Annotated in this window: 13 protein-coding genes; 5 read left to right on the top strand and 8 right to left on the bottom strand. The window is 46.8% G+C overall.

Features of this window, described 5'->3' with window-relative positions:
* Positions 1 to 98: 98 nt before the first annotated feature.
* The 3 genes from groL to MY523_RS10630 all read right to left on the bottom strand — a co-directional run bounded on the left by groL (position 99) and on the right by MY523_RS10630 (position 2836).
* Positions 99 to 1751: a chaperonin GroEL gene (gene groL, locus MY523_RS10620; protein WP_250658735.1), complete on the bottom strand. Its 1653-nt coding sequence runs from the start codon at positions 1749 to 1751 to the stop codon at positions 99 to 101.
* A gap of 65 nt (positions 1752 to 1816) precedes the next feature.
* Positions 1817 to 2107: a co-chaperone GroES gene (locus tag MY523_RS10625; RefSeq protein WP_250658736.1), complete on the bottom strand. Its 291-nt coding sequence runs from the start codon at positions 2105 to 2107 to the stop codon at positions 1817 to 1819.
* A gap of 192 nt (positions 2108 to 2299) precedes the next feature.
* On the bottom strand, positions 2300 to 2836 hold the full coding sequence (locus MY523_RS10630; RefSeq protein ID WP_250658737.1) for an FxsA family protein: 537 nt from the start codon (positions 2834 to 2836) through the stop codon (positions 2300 to 2302).
* A gap of 340 nt (positions 2837 to 3176) precedes the next feature.
* On the opposite strand from MY523_RS10630, the gene MY523_RS10635 reads away from it, so the two are divergent.
* The 3 genes from MY523_RS10635 (at position 3177) to MY523_RS10645 (ending at position 5934) form a co-directional block, all read left to right on the top strand.
* A complete protein-coding gene (locus tag MY523_RS10635) occupies positions 3177 to 3938 on the top strand; it encodes an SDR family oxidoreductase (RefSeq protein WP_250658738.1) in 762 nt (253 codons plus the stop codon).
* Positions 3939 to 4013: 75 nt separating this feature from the next.
* On the top strand, positions 4014 to 4322 hold the full coding sequence (locus MY523_RS10640) for an MGMT family protein (RefSeq protein ID WP_250658739.1): 309 nt from the start codon (positions 4014 to 4016) through the stop codon (positions 4320 to 4322).
* Positions 4323 to 4371: 49 nt separating this feature from the next.
* Positions 4372 to 5934, top strand: coding sequence for an AmpG family muropeptide MFS transporter (locus MY523_RS10645; protein ID WP_250658740.1), 1563 nt, complete (start codon positions 4372 to 4374; stop codon positions 5932 to 5934).
* Between the two features lie 8 nt (positions 5935 to 5942).
* Here MY523_RS10645 and MY523_RS10650 read toward each other — a convergent pair whose 3' ends face one another.
* Entirely contained in the window at positions 5943 to 6425 is a 483-nt protein-coding gene (locus MY523_RS10650; protein ID WP_250658741.1) for a YajQ family cyclic di-GMP-binding protein, read from the bottom strand.
* A 370-nt stretch (positions 6426 to 6795) separates the two neighbouring features.
* Here MY523_RS10650 and MY523_RS10655 point away from each other — a divergent pair, with 370 nt between their 5' ends.
* Complete coding sequence (locus tag MY523_RS10655; protein WP_250658742.1) at positions 6796 to 7773, top strand: response regulator; 978 nt, start codon at positions 6796 to 6798, stop codon at positions 7771 to 7773.
* Positions 7774 to 8387: 614 nt separating this feature from the next.
* Here MY523_RS10655 and MY523_RS10660 read toward each other — a convergent pair.
* The 3 genes from MY523_RS10660 to MY523_RS10670 all read right to left on the bottom strand — a co-directional run bounded on the left by MY523_RS10660 (position 8388) and on the right by MY523_RS10670 (position 13302).
* Positions 8388 to 9944 (bottom strand): FGGY-family carbohydrate kinase, encoded by a 1557-nt coding sequence (locus tag MY523_RS10660; RefSeq protein ID WP_250658743.1) that lies wholly within the window; start codon positions 9942 to 9944, stop codon positions 8388 to 8390.
* Entirely contained in the window at positions 9941 to 11575 is a 1635-nt protein-coding gene (locus tag MY523_RS10665) for a glycerol-3-phosphate dehydrogenase/oxidase (RefSeq protein WP_250658744.1), read from the bottom strand. The genes MY523_RS10660 and MY523_RS10665 overlap by 4 nt, the downstream gene beginning before the upstream one ends.
* 128 nt (positions 11576 to 11703) lie before the next feature.
* Positions 11704 to 13302, bottom strand: a complete 1599-nt coding sequence (locus tag MY523_RS10670) for an FAD-binding oxidoreductase (protein ID WP_250658745.1) — start codon at positions 13300 to 13302, stop codon at positions 11704 to 11706.
* 242 nt (positions 13303 to 13544) lie between these two features.
* Here MY523_RS10670 and MY523_RS10675 point away from each other — a divergent pair, with 242 nt between their 5' ends.
* Positions 13545 to 14555, top strand: a complete 1011-nt coding sequence (locus MY523_RS10675) for an AraC family transcriptional regulator (RefSeq protein WP_250658746.1) — start codon at positions 13545 to 13547, stop codon at positions 14553 to 14555.
* Between the two features lie 177 nt (positions 14556 to 14732).
* On the opposite strand, the gene MY523_RS10680 is transcribed toward MY523_RS10675, so the two are convergent.
* Positions 14733 to 15914: a CaiB/BaiF CoA transferase family protein gene (locus MY523_RS10680; RefSeq protein ID WP_250658747.1), complete on the bottom strand. Its 1182-nt coding sequence runs from the start codon at positions 15912 to 15914 to the stop codon at positions 14733 to 14735.
* Between the last annotated feature and the right edge of the window lie 74 nt (positions 15915 to 15988).

Consider the following 15988-nt stretch of genomic DNA (forward strand, 5'->3'; position numbering starts at 1 on the left):
ACGAAAAAAGCCCCTTTACATTTAAAGGGGCTTTTAAAAAGAGCGACTGACAAACGCAGGCTAAGTGCGTTTATCAGATCAAGCGGTAAGGGGATGAATTACATCATGCCGCCCATGCCACCCATGCCTCCCATGCCGCCCATATCAGGCATCGCAGGCGCAGCCCCACCTTCTTCAAGGTGCTCGGTAACCATGCACTCGGTCGTGATCATTAGACCAGCAATAGAACCAGCTGATTGCAATGCGGTACGGGTTACTTTTGCAGGATCAAGAATACCCATCTCAAGCATATCACCGTACTCATCATTACCGGCATTGTAACCGAAGCTGCCTTCACCCTGTTTAACCTTATCGATTACAACAGAGCCTTCGCCTCCAGCATTTTCAACGATCTGGCGCATAGGTGCTTCCATTGCTCGGCGTAGCAAGTTGATACCAACGCTCTGATCTTCGTTATCACCTTTAAGATCAGCAATTGACTGGAGTGCACGAACCAACGCAACACCACCTCCAGGAACAACACCCTCTTCTACTGCTGCTCGCGTTGAGTGAAGTGCATCTTCAACACGTGCTTTTTTCTCTTTCATTTCTACTTCTGAACCAGCACCCACCTTGATAACCGCAACTCCGCCAGCCAACTTAGCTACGCGTTCCTGCAATTTCTCACGGTCATAGTCAGAAGAGCTTTCTTCGATCTGCTTGCGAATCTGAGCTACTCGCGCCTCAATGTCTGCAGCAGCACCTACACCATCAATCACAGTGGTGTTTTCTTTGCTGATGTTGACTCGCTTAGCTGTACCCAGGTCATCAAGCGTCGTATTCTCAAGCGATAGACCAACTTCTTCAGAGATAACGGTCGCACCAGTCAGGATTGCAATGTCCTGAAGCATTTCTTTACGACGATCACCAAATCCTGGCGCTTTAACCGCAGCAACTTTAACAATTCCGCGCATGTTATTAACAACCAAGGTTGCCAATGCTTCGCCTTCAACATCTTCAGAGATGATCAACAAAGGCTTGCTCGCTTTTGCAACATTCTCCAATACAGGCAATAATTCACGAATGTTTGAGATTTTCTTATCAACAAGAAGAATATATGGGTTATCCAACTCAGCAGACATATTATCTTGATTGTTGATGAAGTATGGAGACAAGTAGCCTCGGTCAAACTGCATACCTTCTACAACATCCAGTTCATCTTCCAAGCCGCTACCTTCTTCAACAGTGATAACGCCTTCTTTGCCCACCTTATCCATTGCTTCTGCGATGATAGTGCCGACAACAGTGTCACTGTTCGCAGAAATCGTACCTACTTGAGCAATCTCTTTGTTGTTCTCACAAGGGCGTGAAAAGCTCTTAATTTCTTCAACAGCAACCTGAACGCCTTTGTCGATGCCGCGCTTAAGATCCATAGGGTTCATACCCGCAGCTACCGCTTTAAGACCTTCGTTTACAATGGCCTGAGCCAATACGGTTGCAGTCGTCGTACCGTCACCCGCTGCATCGTTAGTTTGAGACGCAACCTCTTTAACCATCTGCGCGCCCATGTTCTCGAACTTGTCTTTCAGTTCAATCTCTTTAGCAACTGAAACACCATCTTTAGTAACGGTAGGTGCACCAAACGACTTATCCAGTACCACGTTACGGCCTTTTGGTCCGAGCGTTACTTTTACTGCGTCTGCAAGAATATTTACACCAGCAAGCATGCGCTTACGTGCTGAATCACCAAATTTAACGTCTTTAGCTGACATAATATTTTATCCTTCCTATTAACCTTTGATATATAACCTGTTAAAAGCTCAAAAACCCGGACTTATTAGTCTTCAAGTACGCCAAAGATTTCACTTTCACTCATGATTAACAGCTCTTCGCCATCAACCTTAACGGTGTTACCTGAATACTGACCAAATACAACGGTATCGCCTTCTTTAAGGGCTAATGGACGAACGTCGCCATTATCCATAATGCGTCCAGTGCCTACAGCAACAACTTCACCTTGAGATGGTTTTTCAGCTGCACTTCCAGGAAGTACGATGCCGCTTGCGGTCGTAGTTTCTTCATCTTTGCGACGTACAACTACACGATCATGTAACGGGCGGATCTTCATTTCACAGATTCTCCAAAATTAGGTTATTAATCCGAAAAAAATCAATATTAACTAATCAACGATTAACGTTAACAAGTCACCAAAAGCACTGACTGATCAGGCCACGGTTAGCAAGTTAACGTCAGTTGAACAGTGGTGGCTCTATAAATGGGGTTGCTTAAATTCATTTCAATAGAGAAAGGTAAAAAATAATTATTTTTTTTCTATCTGCTCTGAGTGCGAGCCATGCTGCGAAGGCTCGTCCTGGCCTTCCCCTTTAACAAACTCCCCTTCAATAATAACGCCATCCTGATCTTGATAGGTTCTATATGTGCTTCGTGTTTGAGTAAAAGGGCCACCTGCTGAGGTATAAGTCTGTGAAAACTGCTGGCTTCCCGCTACCACCATTTTTTTCATCAACTGATTAATCATTATGCCTCTGATACCCGGCATCAAAAGCGAGAACCCAATCGCATCGGTAACAAACCCTGGCGTGAGTAATAGAGCACCACCAACAGCCAACATAAAGCCTTCTGCCACTTCTTTAGCGGGAATTTCACCGGCATTCATTTTCTGATTAGCACGCATCAAGGTGCTAAGCCCTTGGCGTTTCAACATTGATGCGCCAATAACCGCTGTTAAGACAACAAACGATATGGTTGGCCAAACCCCGATCAAGGACCCCACCTTTATCAGTACAGTCATTTCGACAATGGGCATGACGATAAAGAGAATAAATAAAATTTTCATAGTAATCCTAGCGTTAGATAAAGTGGAAGCCCACAAACAAGAGGCAAGGCAAACCCCTCAGTATGCTCTATAGTTTAAAGCAGCCTGATTGTATGGCCAGATGTGGAGATTACTGACATAATACCGCGCCGTGCGTGACGTTCACAAACATCATTTTGAGGCCTTTGTACGGTGTTATGAGCGAAACAAAGACAAGGCAAAAAGTGACGAAAAAGCGCAGTTTATATTAAATAAATGAGCATTTTGAGTCATTTTTTAACGAAGAATTTGTAAGCGCAGTAGCCGTGCATAGGTCTCATTATATTTTCAATCCATATATCTCTATATATTAAGGCCAAATATGAAACTTCAAGATTCTGTTGTAGCAATTACCGGTGGCGGGCAAGGGTTAGGTCGCGCAATGGCTGTCTATTTAGCCAGCAAAGGCGTTAAGCTTGCACTTATCGATCTAAATCAGGACAGACTTGATGAGGCCGTTGCACTCTGTGAAAAGGCAGGCAGCGAGGCCAAATCCTATTTATGCAATGTCGCCAAAGAAGATGACGTTATCTCAACCTTCGACGCTATCTCTCGTGATTTTGGCCAGCTCAATGGACTGGTTAATAATGCTGGAATCCTGCGGGATGGTTTGCTAATCAAAGCCAAAGATGGCGAAATTGTAAAGCGCATGTCGATTGAACAGTGGCAATCCGTTATCGATGTCAACCTTACTGGCGTATTTCTATGTGGTAGAGAAGCCGCGACCCAAATGATTCAGAATAACAACCAAGGCTGCATCATCAATATTTCCAGCATTTCACAGGCAGGAAATATGGGACAAACCAACTACTCTGCTGCTAAAGCCGGTGTTTCGGCGATGAGCGTAACATGGGCAAAAGAACTTGCCCGTTATGGCATTCGTTCAATGGCCGTTGCTCCTGGTTTCATCGCTACCGAAATGACCGCGTCAATGAAACCAGAAGCGTTGGAAATGATGGCAAGCCAGATTCCATTGCGTCGCATGGGTGAGCCAGATGAAATAGCGCAAACCATCGCGTATATTCTCGAAAATGATTACCTCTCCGGCCGGGTTATCGAAGTCGATGGTGGGTTGAGAGTTTAGTCTATAAAGCAAAAGAGGCCGCTTCATTCTTGAAGCGGCTTCATTGGTAACCTCATGAAGCCTATGAGTGATTTCATGGCAAATAGCGACGCGACACAATCTATTTTGACTGTCATCAGTCAAATCCCTTACGGTTCAGTCACCAGTTATGGTGACGTAGCAAAAAGAGCGGGCCTTCCCGGTTACGCCCGCCATGTAGGTTATGTCCTGCGCAACCTTTCAGAAAACACAACTATCCCCTGGCACCGGGTTCTTAATGCCAAAGGCCTGATTTCGTTTCCGGCAAACTCAGATAAATATAATGAACAAAGATCAAGGTTAGAGTCTGAAGGCGTTTCATTTTCCGCAACAGGCAAGGTCAGTCTATCTGCCCACCCGTGGTGAAGACAATCGCAAAGCCTGGTAAAAGTGGTTATGATAGCGGCACTTTTTCGTGTGCGAACAAAACTTTATGCATCAGCATCATAACTGGCTTCAATCAGTAAAATCATTTCAGCACCCTCGCGTCATAACGATGTTGTTCCTGGGGTTCTCTGCTGGTATTCCACTACTTTTGATTTTTTCCTCACTTTCTTTATGGCTCCGCGAAGCCGGTGTAGAACGCTCAACGGTGACTTATTTCAGCTGGGCAGCACTCGCCTACTCATTCAAGTTTTTGTGGGCACCTCTGATCGACAGAATGCCACTGCCTTTTCTGACTCGCATACTTGGGCGTCGCCGGGGCTGGCTCGCGGTTTCCCAGCTCGCCATAATGTCATCTATCGCCTTGATCGGAATGGTGAATCCTGTGCAGGAGAACGCCTTAGAACTGATGGCGGTAGCTGTTGTTGCATTGGGGTTTTCCGCAGCCACACAAGATATCGTTATTGATGCTTATCGAATTGAGTCAGCAGAACAAGACCTGCAAGCACTCATGTCATCCACATACATTGCTGGCTACCGGATAGGCATGCTAACGTCAGGAGCAGGTGCTCTGGTACTGGCAAGCTATCTGGGGTCAACTTCGGGCGCCTACAGCTATGATGCCTGGAAAGTGACCTACCTCTGTATGAGCTTATCTATGTTGGTTGGCCTTATCACGACATTTGTCATTAAAGAGCCATGCAGCCAGCCGACTGCAACCCACCAGTATAGCACTCAGCAGTACCTGAAATTCCTGTCAATATTCGCCATGAGCGTCACTATTTTCGTGCTGACTTATCTTCATACCGCGAGTGAAGCAGTGCTTCTAAAAATACAGTTTAAAGAGATCACTCACAATAGCGTACTCGCCAACTTGCTGGTTGAGGCTGGGCGCTTAATCTCTGGTTTTTTACTCGTAATTGGCTTTATCAAAGCCATGTCACACACCCCACTATATGAGCGCGAGCTGGTTCAAGAGACTTACATAGACCCCATTGCTGACTTTTTTAGCCGTTACGGCATTAAACTCGCCATTCTGCTGCTCACCTTCATCGGCTTTTATCGCATATCAGACATAGTGCTTGGCGTTATCTCAAATGTTTTCTTTCAAGATATGGGGTTTACAAAGTCAGAAATTGCCACCGTTGTTAAAACATTTGGCCTGTTCATGACCATTGCCGGAGGTTTCTTAGGCGGGCTGCTGGCTATGCGCTATGGCATCATTCGAATTTTATACTTAGGCGCGGCATTAACCGTCGCGACCAATCTTTTGTTTATGCTGCTGGCTGGGGCCGGTCACAATCTACCATTATTATACTTGGTCATTTCCGCTGACAATCTTACCGCAGGCTTGGCAAGCGCGGCATTTGTAGCGTTTCTCTCGAGCCTGACGAATATTTCATTCACTGCGGTGCAATACGCCGTATTCAGCTCTTTAATGACACTGCTGCCTAAAATGATTGGCGGTTATTCAGGCAGCATGGTTGATAATCTGGGTTACCCTACGTTCTTTTTAATCGCCAGCTTAATGGGGGTTCCAGTCTTACTGCTAATCTATTTTATTCAGCGTCATGCTGCGTTCAAAGATCAGTAAAGGTTGTTTTAGTCCCTAAAGTTGTCAAACTGTAAGGGGGTATCCAGATCCGCTTCGCGTAAAAAAGCCATAACTTCCTGTAAATCATCACGCTTTTTGCCCGTCATACGCACCTTGTCACCCTGGATGGCGGCTTGCACTTTTATTTTTGCATCCTTAACCATTTTGACAATTTTTTTAGCGGTTGGCTGATCTATACCCTGCTTGAGCTTATAGCTTCGCTTAACCTGTTTACCGGATTTACTATCTTCGCCTTCTGCCAGAGAGCGGCCATCCAGCTTGCGCTTAACAAATGCCATTAACAGTATGTCGTATAGCTGATCGAGCTGAAACTCTTCTTCTGCACTTAAGATTACAGTCTCATCTTTAAACTCGATATTTGAATCGACTTTCTTAAAGTCCCAACGGTTGCCCATCTCTCGCTTTGCCTGATCAATTGCGTTGGTGACTTCGTGCATGTTTACTTCTGAAACAGTATCAAATGATGGCATTCCATGACTCCGATAGATATTAGTAAATACGATTTAACTAGCATAAAGCATTATAACGAATCGTTTGTTTTTTTTAATATGAGAGATACAGTTCACTTCAATTAAAGTTGAGCGTAGACAGAAAACAATAATCCCACTATGCTGTGTTGGACTTGTTTATATTCCAAGCGGGTATTAGAGGTAATAGATTAATACCTGTATTGAATTAGTTTTCCTGGATATACCAAAAAGAGACCCTTGCACGACGTCATGAGCGAAGCAATGCCGTTTTTAAACGCTGTATTTGCGAGCGCAGTAGTCGAGAAAACGTCTCAAAAGAAATCTGCCCATTGAAAACTTATCTATAGATCACTTTTTAGACGCTTTAAATATGCCTAATTTAGACTTACCCATTCTTGTTGTTGATGATGCAAAATTCAGTAGTACTATTATTGGAAAAACACTTAAATTAGCTGGCTATAGAGACATTCGCTTTGCCAATAGTGCTGCTGCCGCGCTGAAAATGATGGAAGAAAGAGCGGTCAGCGTTTTAGTCGCAGACTGGCTCATGCCAGAAATGGATGGCCTGCAAATGGCTGGTCGAGTGAGACAGTTTGATGAGCAGATCAACCATTACACCTACATCATTCTCCTCACAGCAAAAGAAGGCGTCGAGGCACTTTCAGAAGCCTTTGACAGAGGCGTCGATGATTTTATCTATAAGTCTGACATGAACAAACAGCTACTGCCGCGTATATATGCTGCGGACCGTATTGTTGACCTGCAAAACTCACTGTTAATCGCAAATCAGTTACTGGTTGACAATAACCGGGAGCTGGAGGCGAAAAACGTGATAGATCTGCAAACCGGGCTCGGTAACCAGAAGTTCGCAGAGCAGAAGCTATCCGGCAACCTTGTGCATGCAGAGTCCAGAGGCGGCGCGACCAGTTACTTGCTGCTCGGTGTGAAAAACTGGGCTCAGATCAGGACTAATTATAGCCACACCGTGCAAGAAGAAATTCTGTTAGGCATTGCTCGACGCTTGCGTCACTTGATCAGACCGCTTGATACCGTATGCAGGGTCAGTGAAAGTCAGTTTGCCGTCATCGCAAACTTTAATAATATCGACCACTGCACAACAAGCTGCTACCGACGAATACACGATGGCATCAACCTGAAAGCATTTAAAACAACCGCCGGCTTTGTATCAGTACAAGCGGGTACGAGCGTTTGTGCGGTTAGTAGCGAGCAATCCCCTCCAAAAGCTCAGGAGGTTGAACGCACTGCACTCAATAAGCTGCAATACTCTTACGATACGGGCACCATTTCTATCAACCGGTGGAAAAGCGCTCCCGAAGAAATAGCTTAGAGTTATTGCCAACACGGAGGCATGCGCCCCCCTTAAGGTACATCATGCATGGCTCCACGTTCTAATAGCTCCACCTCCTACTGGGTGTGCTTGCGCACCTAACGAAGCCATTCTACTTACCCACACTGGTGCGCGGAGCACCCTATATAAGTAAAGTCGATAGGCCAGCTCAACTTACACAGCGTTACACTACATTAACGTTTAAAAACAGTTGATTACCAATCTATCGTAGAAAGTTCGGCTCTCAGCGCTTATTCTTTAATTGTGGATTTGAGTAGTATCCCCCATAAGCGGAGGGTTAAGTAGTACCTCCGCTGTTTTTATGGGCTTATGCAGTGATGCGCATAATGAGGACTACAATCCGACAGTTTTTGTTTTCATGCCTTTTATTTCTTTAAGCGGATGACCCAGGTCACCCGCTTTTTTTATGCCTGCAATACGAGCTTTAGACGCACTCTACATCGTTACAGACAAATAAAAACGGCCGCAGTAGCGGCCGTTTATATTGCTTAATGGCAAATGCCGTTCGCTATGCTAAACGAACCATCACGCCATTCTCGACTCTGAACCCCTCTTCGTAAAATGTCCGGCCTGCATAGATTATTTAAAAACTATTAACTCGGGTAACCGGTGATGTCCCTAATAGATCGATATAGTGGCTGCAGTTGTTTATACATTTGCAGATACACCTCTTTATACAAACGATCATACTTCTCAGCGGTTTCCGGGTCAGGCTCAAATACTCGACCGACACGGGTCATTTTATTAATAGCCGTATCAAAATCAGGATAGATACCAAGCCCCACTGCAACATCAATCGCGGCACCTAAACCAGATGTTTCATAGGTATGAGGCCTTTCCGCCGGAATACCAAAGATGTCCGCAGTTAGCTGCATCGCGGCATCGCTCTGGGAGCCGCCACCCGCCACTCTTAACTTGGTGATTTTACGGCCACTTCTTTTTTCGATTCTCTCTTTGCCTTCTCTAAGTGCATAGGCAAGCCCTTCGAGAATAGCCCGGTAGATATGTGCGCGGGTATGCACATCACCAAACCCAATTATGCCGCCCTTCGCTTCTGGCCCCGGATCTCTTACTCCCGGCGACCAATAAGGTTGCAGCATCAGGCCCATCGAACCAGCTGGCACCTGATTGACCAGTTCATCAAACAGCTGCTCTGGCTCAATGCCTCTCTCATCTGCAATTTTTTGCTCACGATGCCCAAACTCCTTTTTGAACCAGCTCACCATCCAAAAGCCACGATAGATCATGATTTCCGTACAAAAGAATTTGGGAATCGCTGAAGGATATGGGGGCATATAGGGAATAGGCTCTACATAACGATCACTGGTGGTATTGATCGTGGCCGTTGTGCCATAACTCATACAACCAATATGCGGAGCGCTACCTCCAGAGCCTATAATTTCACATGCTTTATCAGACGCAGAGGCCAATACAGGTGTTCCTTCTGGAATACCTGTGTGTAAGGCAGCCTGAGCCGTTACGTTGCCCATTTTTTCGCCTGGCTGAACAAGTTTGGGCAGCATATCACGTGTTAACGACAGCAAGTTCCAACGCCAGTCAGACTTGCCCGCCCAGTCGAGTTTTTTGTAATCAAACGGAATATAGCCGACCTGACAACCCACAGAGTCCACATACTGACCTGTCAGCTGATAGGTTAGGTAGCCCGATAGCAACAAGTACTTGTGAGTTTTATCCCATATTTCAGGCTGGTTTTGTTTAATCCAAATTGCTTGAGATTTCTCACGGAAACGCTTTATCACATCGCCTACCCGAGCAATTTTAAACAGCAGTCCCCAAGCGCCTTTTACCGGCCCTTCTATTTCCGCATGTCGCTGGTCGAGCCATATAATGGCAGGCCTTAGCGGCTTGCCTTCCTTATCAAGGTTAATCACCGTTCCGCGCTGGGTTGTGACTGACATTCCCTTAATTTTGGTACGGTCGATATCTACCGTTGACCAAAGTCTATCGCAGGCTTTTTTAAGAGATGTCCAGTAGTAGTCAGGATGTTGCTCAGCCCAGCCGGGCTTTTCAGAAAAATAGGCTTCTAACTCATATTTCCCTTTACCAATAAGGTTCCCTTCTGTATCAAATAACAGCGCGCGAATACTCTGGGTGCCATTATCGATAGACAGTATATAACGCTCGCTCATAATGCCCCCCTTGCCGCTTTACGCGCGGGCAATGAGTAACACTCTTCAATGAGTTTCTGATAGCTCGCCAACTCAGTATTCCAACGCTCGTCATCCCAGCCAAGTATCGACTGACAAAGCGGCTTGAGTCGGTCAAAAATGGCCTCTCCACCATTACCAATCAACAAACCAAGCCGAGTTCGGCGCAATAAAAGATCTTCAAGGTGAACGATAGTTTCATTCTCAAGTGACCAGCGAAGCTCCGCATACAAGGTTTCTGTTGACTCAACCAGCGCAAGTTCTGCCTCGGAGACTCCTGTAGTTACAGCCCCATAATGACGCCCGTATCGTCCTTTTAACCGCCTGATCTGATGAGGAGTTAATTTGGATTTGGTGAGCACATCGCCTACATAGGGGGTAATTTCTTTGAAAATTGCCGCGTCGCTGCTATTTGCAGTATGGGCAGGCAAATACTCTTTTGCCGCATCAAGCACGTCTAACGCGATTAACCTGAATGTGGTCAGTTTTCCACCGGCCACGCTGATAAGCCCTTGGTCATCCCAAATGGAGTGTTCTCGCTTTTCGCTGGAGGGGTTAAGCGAACCTGTGCCAACCACAGGTCTAACACCGGAATAAGACGCTACAACATCATTTTCGTTAATATGCGCACCGGGAAACTGCTCATTCACTGCATCAATCAAGTAGGTGACTTCTTCCTGGGTGATGCTGGCATCTTTTTTCATGTCCTGCTTATGGTCAAGGTCAGTGGTGCCAATAACAGTAACCCCTTCCCATGGAAAGGCAAAAACAGGACGCTTGTCTTTGGGGTGGAAAAAGCTCACCGAATAGGCAGTCGGTAAACGCCAGGATGGCACCACCAAATGACTGCCTCTCAGTGGGCGAATAACCGACTCAGCCCCCATTTGAGCACGCAATTCATCAGTCCAGGCTCCTGACGCATTAACGACCGCGCTGGCATAAATATCAAAACTGGCACCACTCAACTCATCTTTAACACGCACACCTTTAACGCGGCCGCCTTCTCGGACGGTATCTTGAGCGGATACGTAATTAAGCGCCACGCCACCTTCACTGTTAGCCTCATGCAGAACTCTCAGCACCAGCCTCGCATCATCAGTTACGGCATCAGCAAACTGCGTTGCACCTTTAAGGTTGCTGCTTTTCATGCCCGGTGCAAAAAAATCCTTCACTGCCCGTTTAATAAAGCGATGGTTTCTCTTGCCGGCCATCCAGTCGTAAATTGTCAGCAGCACATTAAAAATAAAGGGGCCAGGAAACCCGCCTTTGTAGTGTCCCATTAAAAAATTAAGGGGATCAACCAACCCAGGCGCTTCCTCGAGCAATCGCTGTCGCTCCTTGACCGAGTCCAGTGTCAGCCCAAATTGGCCTGACCCAAGATACCGCAAACCACCATGAACCATTTTCGATGATCGACTTGATGTTCCCCATGCAAAATCTTTTTGCTCGATCAGCAGGGTCTTCAAACCACGCCGGGTTGCCTCACGCATCACCCCTGCGCCGGTTATCCCGCCACCAATCACAATTAGATCCCACTGTTTTTCTTCAGGCTGTAGTCGCAGCTTGCTTATTTGCTGTTCCCGCCACCCTGGTGACCAAACCGACTCACTCATGTTTATCTCCGGTGCCTTGAGCTGGATAAGTGAAGCACACCCTCAATTTGAGGCTTCTATTCAATAACGGATTAAATAACGAACGTTAAATGGCGAGAACGCCTCGCCATTTAGGTCAATTCGTGTTGTTATTCGTCCATCAATAGCGTGCCGGGATTCATTCTTTTCTCCGGATCAAACGCATCACACAAGGTACGAATAGCAAACATACCCAACTCACCTTTTTCGACAGGAAGGAAAGGTGCATGATCTTTACCCACGCCATGTTGATGGCTGATTGTGCCTCGGTTGTTAACAATCACGTCAGACGTTGAATGCTTCAGTTTTGCCCACCAATCCAGCGTCTTCTCATAACTGTCCGCCGTGCGATAAACATAGGTTGTATAGATGCTACAACCCTGACCATAAAAGTGTGAAAGGTGAGTAAATACATGAACCTTTTCATTTTGATCTTGCAATGCGGTTCTCAGGTTTTCTTCCATTTTATTCAACAGGTTATCTACATTCTCCCAGTTGGTTGCCGTTTCGAGCGTATCAACCGCATAACCTTTTTCCCACAGCGCTTCACGTAGATAAGGCATGGTGAAACGCTTTTCTGCCCATCTTTTGCCCAGCATGGTTCCGGTATAAATACCATCGAATGATTTAATAATCTTTTTAAGCTGAGACAGTGACGCCTTACACTGCGCTTTAGAGCCAGTTAGCCCCAGCGTCATCATGCATTTCCCAGTCGATGCGCCTTTAAACGAAAGCGCTTTTTCCATTAACGCAATTTGCGTTTCGTGGCCCGCTAGTGCCAACTGGGTTTCTGTTTCAATGGCATTACTTAAACGCAGCATTGAAAGCTGGATACGAGACTGCACCAGAGCTTTTGCTGCATTTTTTGCTTTAGTCCACTCAGGGAAGAAAATCACATAGAAATTTTCCTGGTCAGCCAGCTTGGAGACGCGCACCTTCACTTCACTGATAATGCCCATGCGCCCTTCAGAACCCAACACCATTTCTCTCACATCAGGCCCCGCAGCCGAGGCTGGGAACGTGGGTATATCCATTCGGCCTTTAGGGGTTTCCATCCGTCCCCCTGCAAATAGCTGTTCAATTCGGCCATAACGTAATGACTGCTGGCCGCTTGAACGACTTGCTACCCAGCCGCCCAACGTTGCCAATTCAAATGACTGTGGAAAGTGGCCGAGGGTATAGCCCCTTGCATGCAGTTGAGCTTCAACTTGAGGGCCTGGAGTCCCGGCACCGAATGTCGCAATCAGGCTCTCTTCATCAAGATCCATCAAGCGGTTCATACGCCCCATATCTATGGTCAGGATAGGTTTTTCAGACTGGAAAGGGTTAATATGTCCAGCAACGCTGGTTCCCCCGCCATAAGGGATTACCAGAACATCTTTCTCGCTACAGAACTTGAGCAACTCCGCCACTTCATCACTGGTTTCTGGATAAGCAACACCATCAGGAAAGACGCCGAAATCACCACTGCGTGTTGCAAGCAAATCGGGAAGGCTCTGCCCTCTCGCATGACGTACCCGATCTTCTTCAGTGGTAACAATTAACGGGTGTTCTGGAATGCGAGAAGCAGGTACTTTGGCAACCACAGACTCCAGCGACACATCATTCAACGGTGTCGCCACACCTATACGTTCGCTTAAAAAGCTATCCGCATTTGACGGTAAATCCAAACTGTTTGCTTCATCACCCCAACCATTCCAACGACGCATTGCCTTCCCCTGATTACTCTATGTACGATTCAGTTTGCTGTAGCACGCTATTGAGCTGCACAGCTCGATTAATAAATATACTTGTGATAGGTAGTTATACTATAGATAATAGTTTTTGAGTCAGTGACCTATTACGACAAGTCGCTCATCATATTGAGCCATTAAAATACTCGTATAAATGGCTCGGCTCTCTGTAACCACAGGCCACAACCGATCAACCTATTAATGACACTGCAAGCCACATGAAACATTTGGGATTCGCATCAGTACCGGCAATTCAACAATACCTTCGTTATGCAGAAGATACTGGCTTATCTATCCCTGCTACGTTAGAAGCAGCGGGCCTAACCCCCTCGCTTATATCCAAAGAGAGCGAGCGTATTACCGGTGAACAGTTCCAGAAGTTGATACGCAGCCTTATCGACCAATCTCAAGACCCATTGCTTGGGCTCAAGTCTGGAGACTACGTTCAGCCTGGCTCGTACAGTGTGCTCGGCTACATCACAATGAGCTGTTCAACACTTAAAGATGCGGTTGATCGAATAATCCCCTATGAAAAGCTGGTGGGGGATATGGGCGTCACCTCTATTGAAACAGAAGATGATAAGGTTTTAGTCACATGGAACTGTGCCTACCCTGACCCAGTTGTGCGCCGCCACATGATTGATAATGTACTGGCCTCATGGTGCAACTACACACGCTGGCTTGCCAACATGGATGAAGGCCCTTTGGAAGTGAGACTGGAGCATGAAAAACCTGATGCCAGCATAATCAACGCTTATGAAGAGGTATTTCGATGCCCCGTGATGTTTGATCAGCCCACCAGTTGCCTGGTTATTAATCAGGAGTACATGGATACGCCATTAAGACAACCCGACCAATCTCTTCGGAAGACCCTTGAAGAACACGCGTCCTCTCAGATTTCAGTTCTTTCTGACAACTCCGCCAGACTCACCACTCGGGTCAAAAACGCAATCAGGTCTCAATTAAAGCAAGGGGTGTCGCGTAAAGATATCGTCGCAGAACAGATGGGAATGAACGCTCGAACATTACAGCGTAAACTACAGCAAGAGTCAGCCAGTTATCAGCAGATACTGGATGAAGTTCGGCAGGAACTGGCGGTAGACTACCTTAAAAACAGCCAGCTTCCACTTCAGGAAATTGCCGTTAGACTTGGATTTACAGAAGCCCGGTCATTTCACCGCAGTTTTAAGACCTGGACAGGCAAAACCCCAGGGGAATATCGCGACTAATTAGGTTATAACCCTATCGGGCGCGGGGCACCCTCCAACAAGTTCTCTAAAATGAGTGCTAACTCGCAGTACGAGGGTGCCCCGCGCCCGATTTGTATCCCTCCCCTAACTCAATGGAGCCCCGCGCCCAATCTGGAATCCTCTAACTGTACAAGGGTGCCCCGCGCCCGATCAGCTCTAACCAAACAAGCCGCGTTCACGGTATTCCGCTATCTGTTCGCCAGAGAGTCCCACGCTAGCAAGCACTTCGTCTGTATGAGCCCCTATTTTTGCCCCGCTAAACGCTGAATAACACGGGGTGTTAGAAAACTTTATAGGGTGTCCGATTTGCTTTTGAGTTGTGCCATCCGCTTTTTTAACGCCAATGACCATATCTCTTGCGTCAAGCTGAGGGTGCTCAGTCGACTCGGCAAATGACAACACAGGCTCAACGCACGCATCAACCTGCTCGAACAGCGCCTCCCATTCACTATAGTTGCGCTGCTTGAAGCAGTCCTTCAAAAACGTCTTAAACTGGCGTTGATCATCTTTGTTCTGGCTCATTCCTATGCTCGTTAAGTCAGGCCGCTCCAATGCTTCACATAGCGCCTTCATAAACGCAGGCTCCAACCCCCCTACAGAAAAATAACGGCCATCGGCCGTCTCGTAATAATCATAAAACCCGCCGCCATTGAGAACACCTTCTTCTGCTGCTGGCTCAACCCCCGCTGCCAGATACCCTGCTCCAGCCATTCCATTCAGCGCAAAGGCAGCATCTGTCATGCTTACATCAACAAACTGCCCTTCGCCTGTTTGCTGTCGATGAATAACCGCCGCCAAAATCCCCATCACCGCATGATGCGAGCCGCCCGCCACATCTGCAACCTGCACCCCTAACGGTGGAGGCCCCTGCTCTTTTCGCCCGCTATAACTGGATACTCCCGCCAGTGATAGATAATTAATATCGTGCCCTGCCCGGTTTTTATAGGGGCCGGTTTGGCCATACCCGGTAATAGAGCAATATATTAATGCCGGGTTTATCTCAGATAAGACCGAATACCCAACACCTAAACGCTCCATAACGCCTGGTCTAAACTGCTCCAGTACCACGTCATACTCTTTTACCAACTTTTTAATAATCTCAACCGCGCCCTCTTTCTTTAGGTCCAGCGATAAGGAACGCTTGCCCCGATTCAAAAATGCATGACTTGCCGAGGTATCACCATCCATAGGCGGTAAAACCCTGACCAAATCGAGCCTTGTCGGCGACTCAATACGCAACACCTCCGCCCCCATATCCGCTAACATCATCGAAGCGTAAGGCCCTGGCAGTAGAGTTGAGAAATCAAGAATTTTTAAAGAGGCTAGTGGCCCGGTCATATGATTCTCCAAGGAAACAACAGTCTATTATCGGTTTTATATCCGTTCATACTAGGCGTCAGAGCGACCCCCTT

It is taken from the genome of Alkalimarinus coralli (genome assembly GCF_023650515.1).
GTDB classification, from domain to species: Bacteria; Pseudomonadota; Gammaproteobacteria; order Pseudomonadales; family Oleiphilaceae; genus Alkalimarinus; species Alkalimarinus coralli.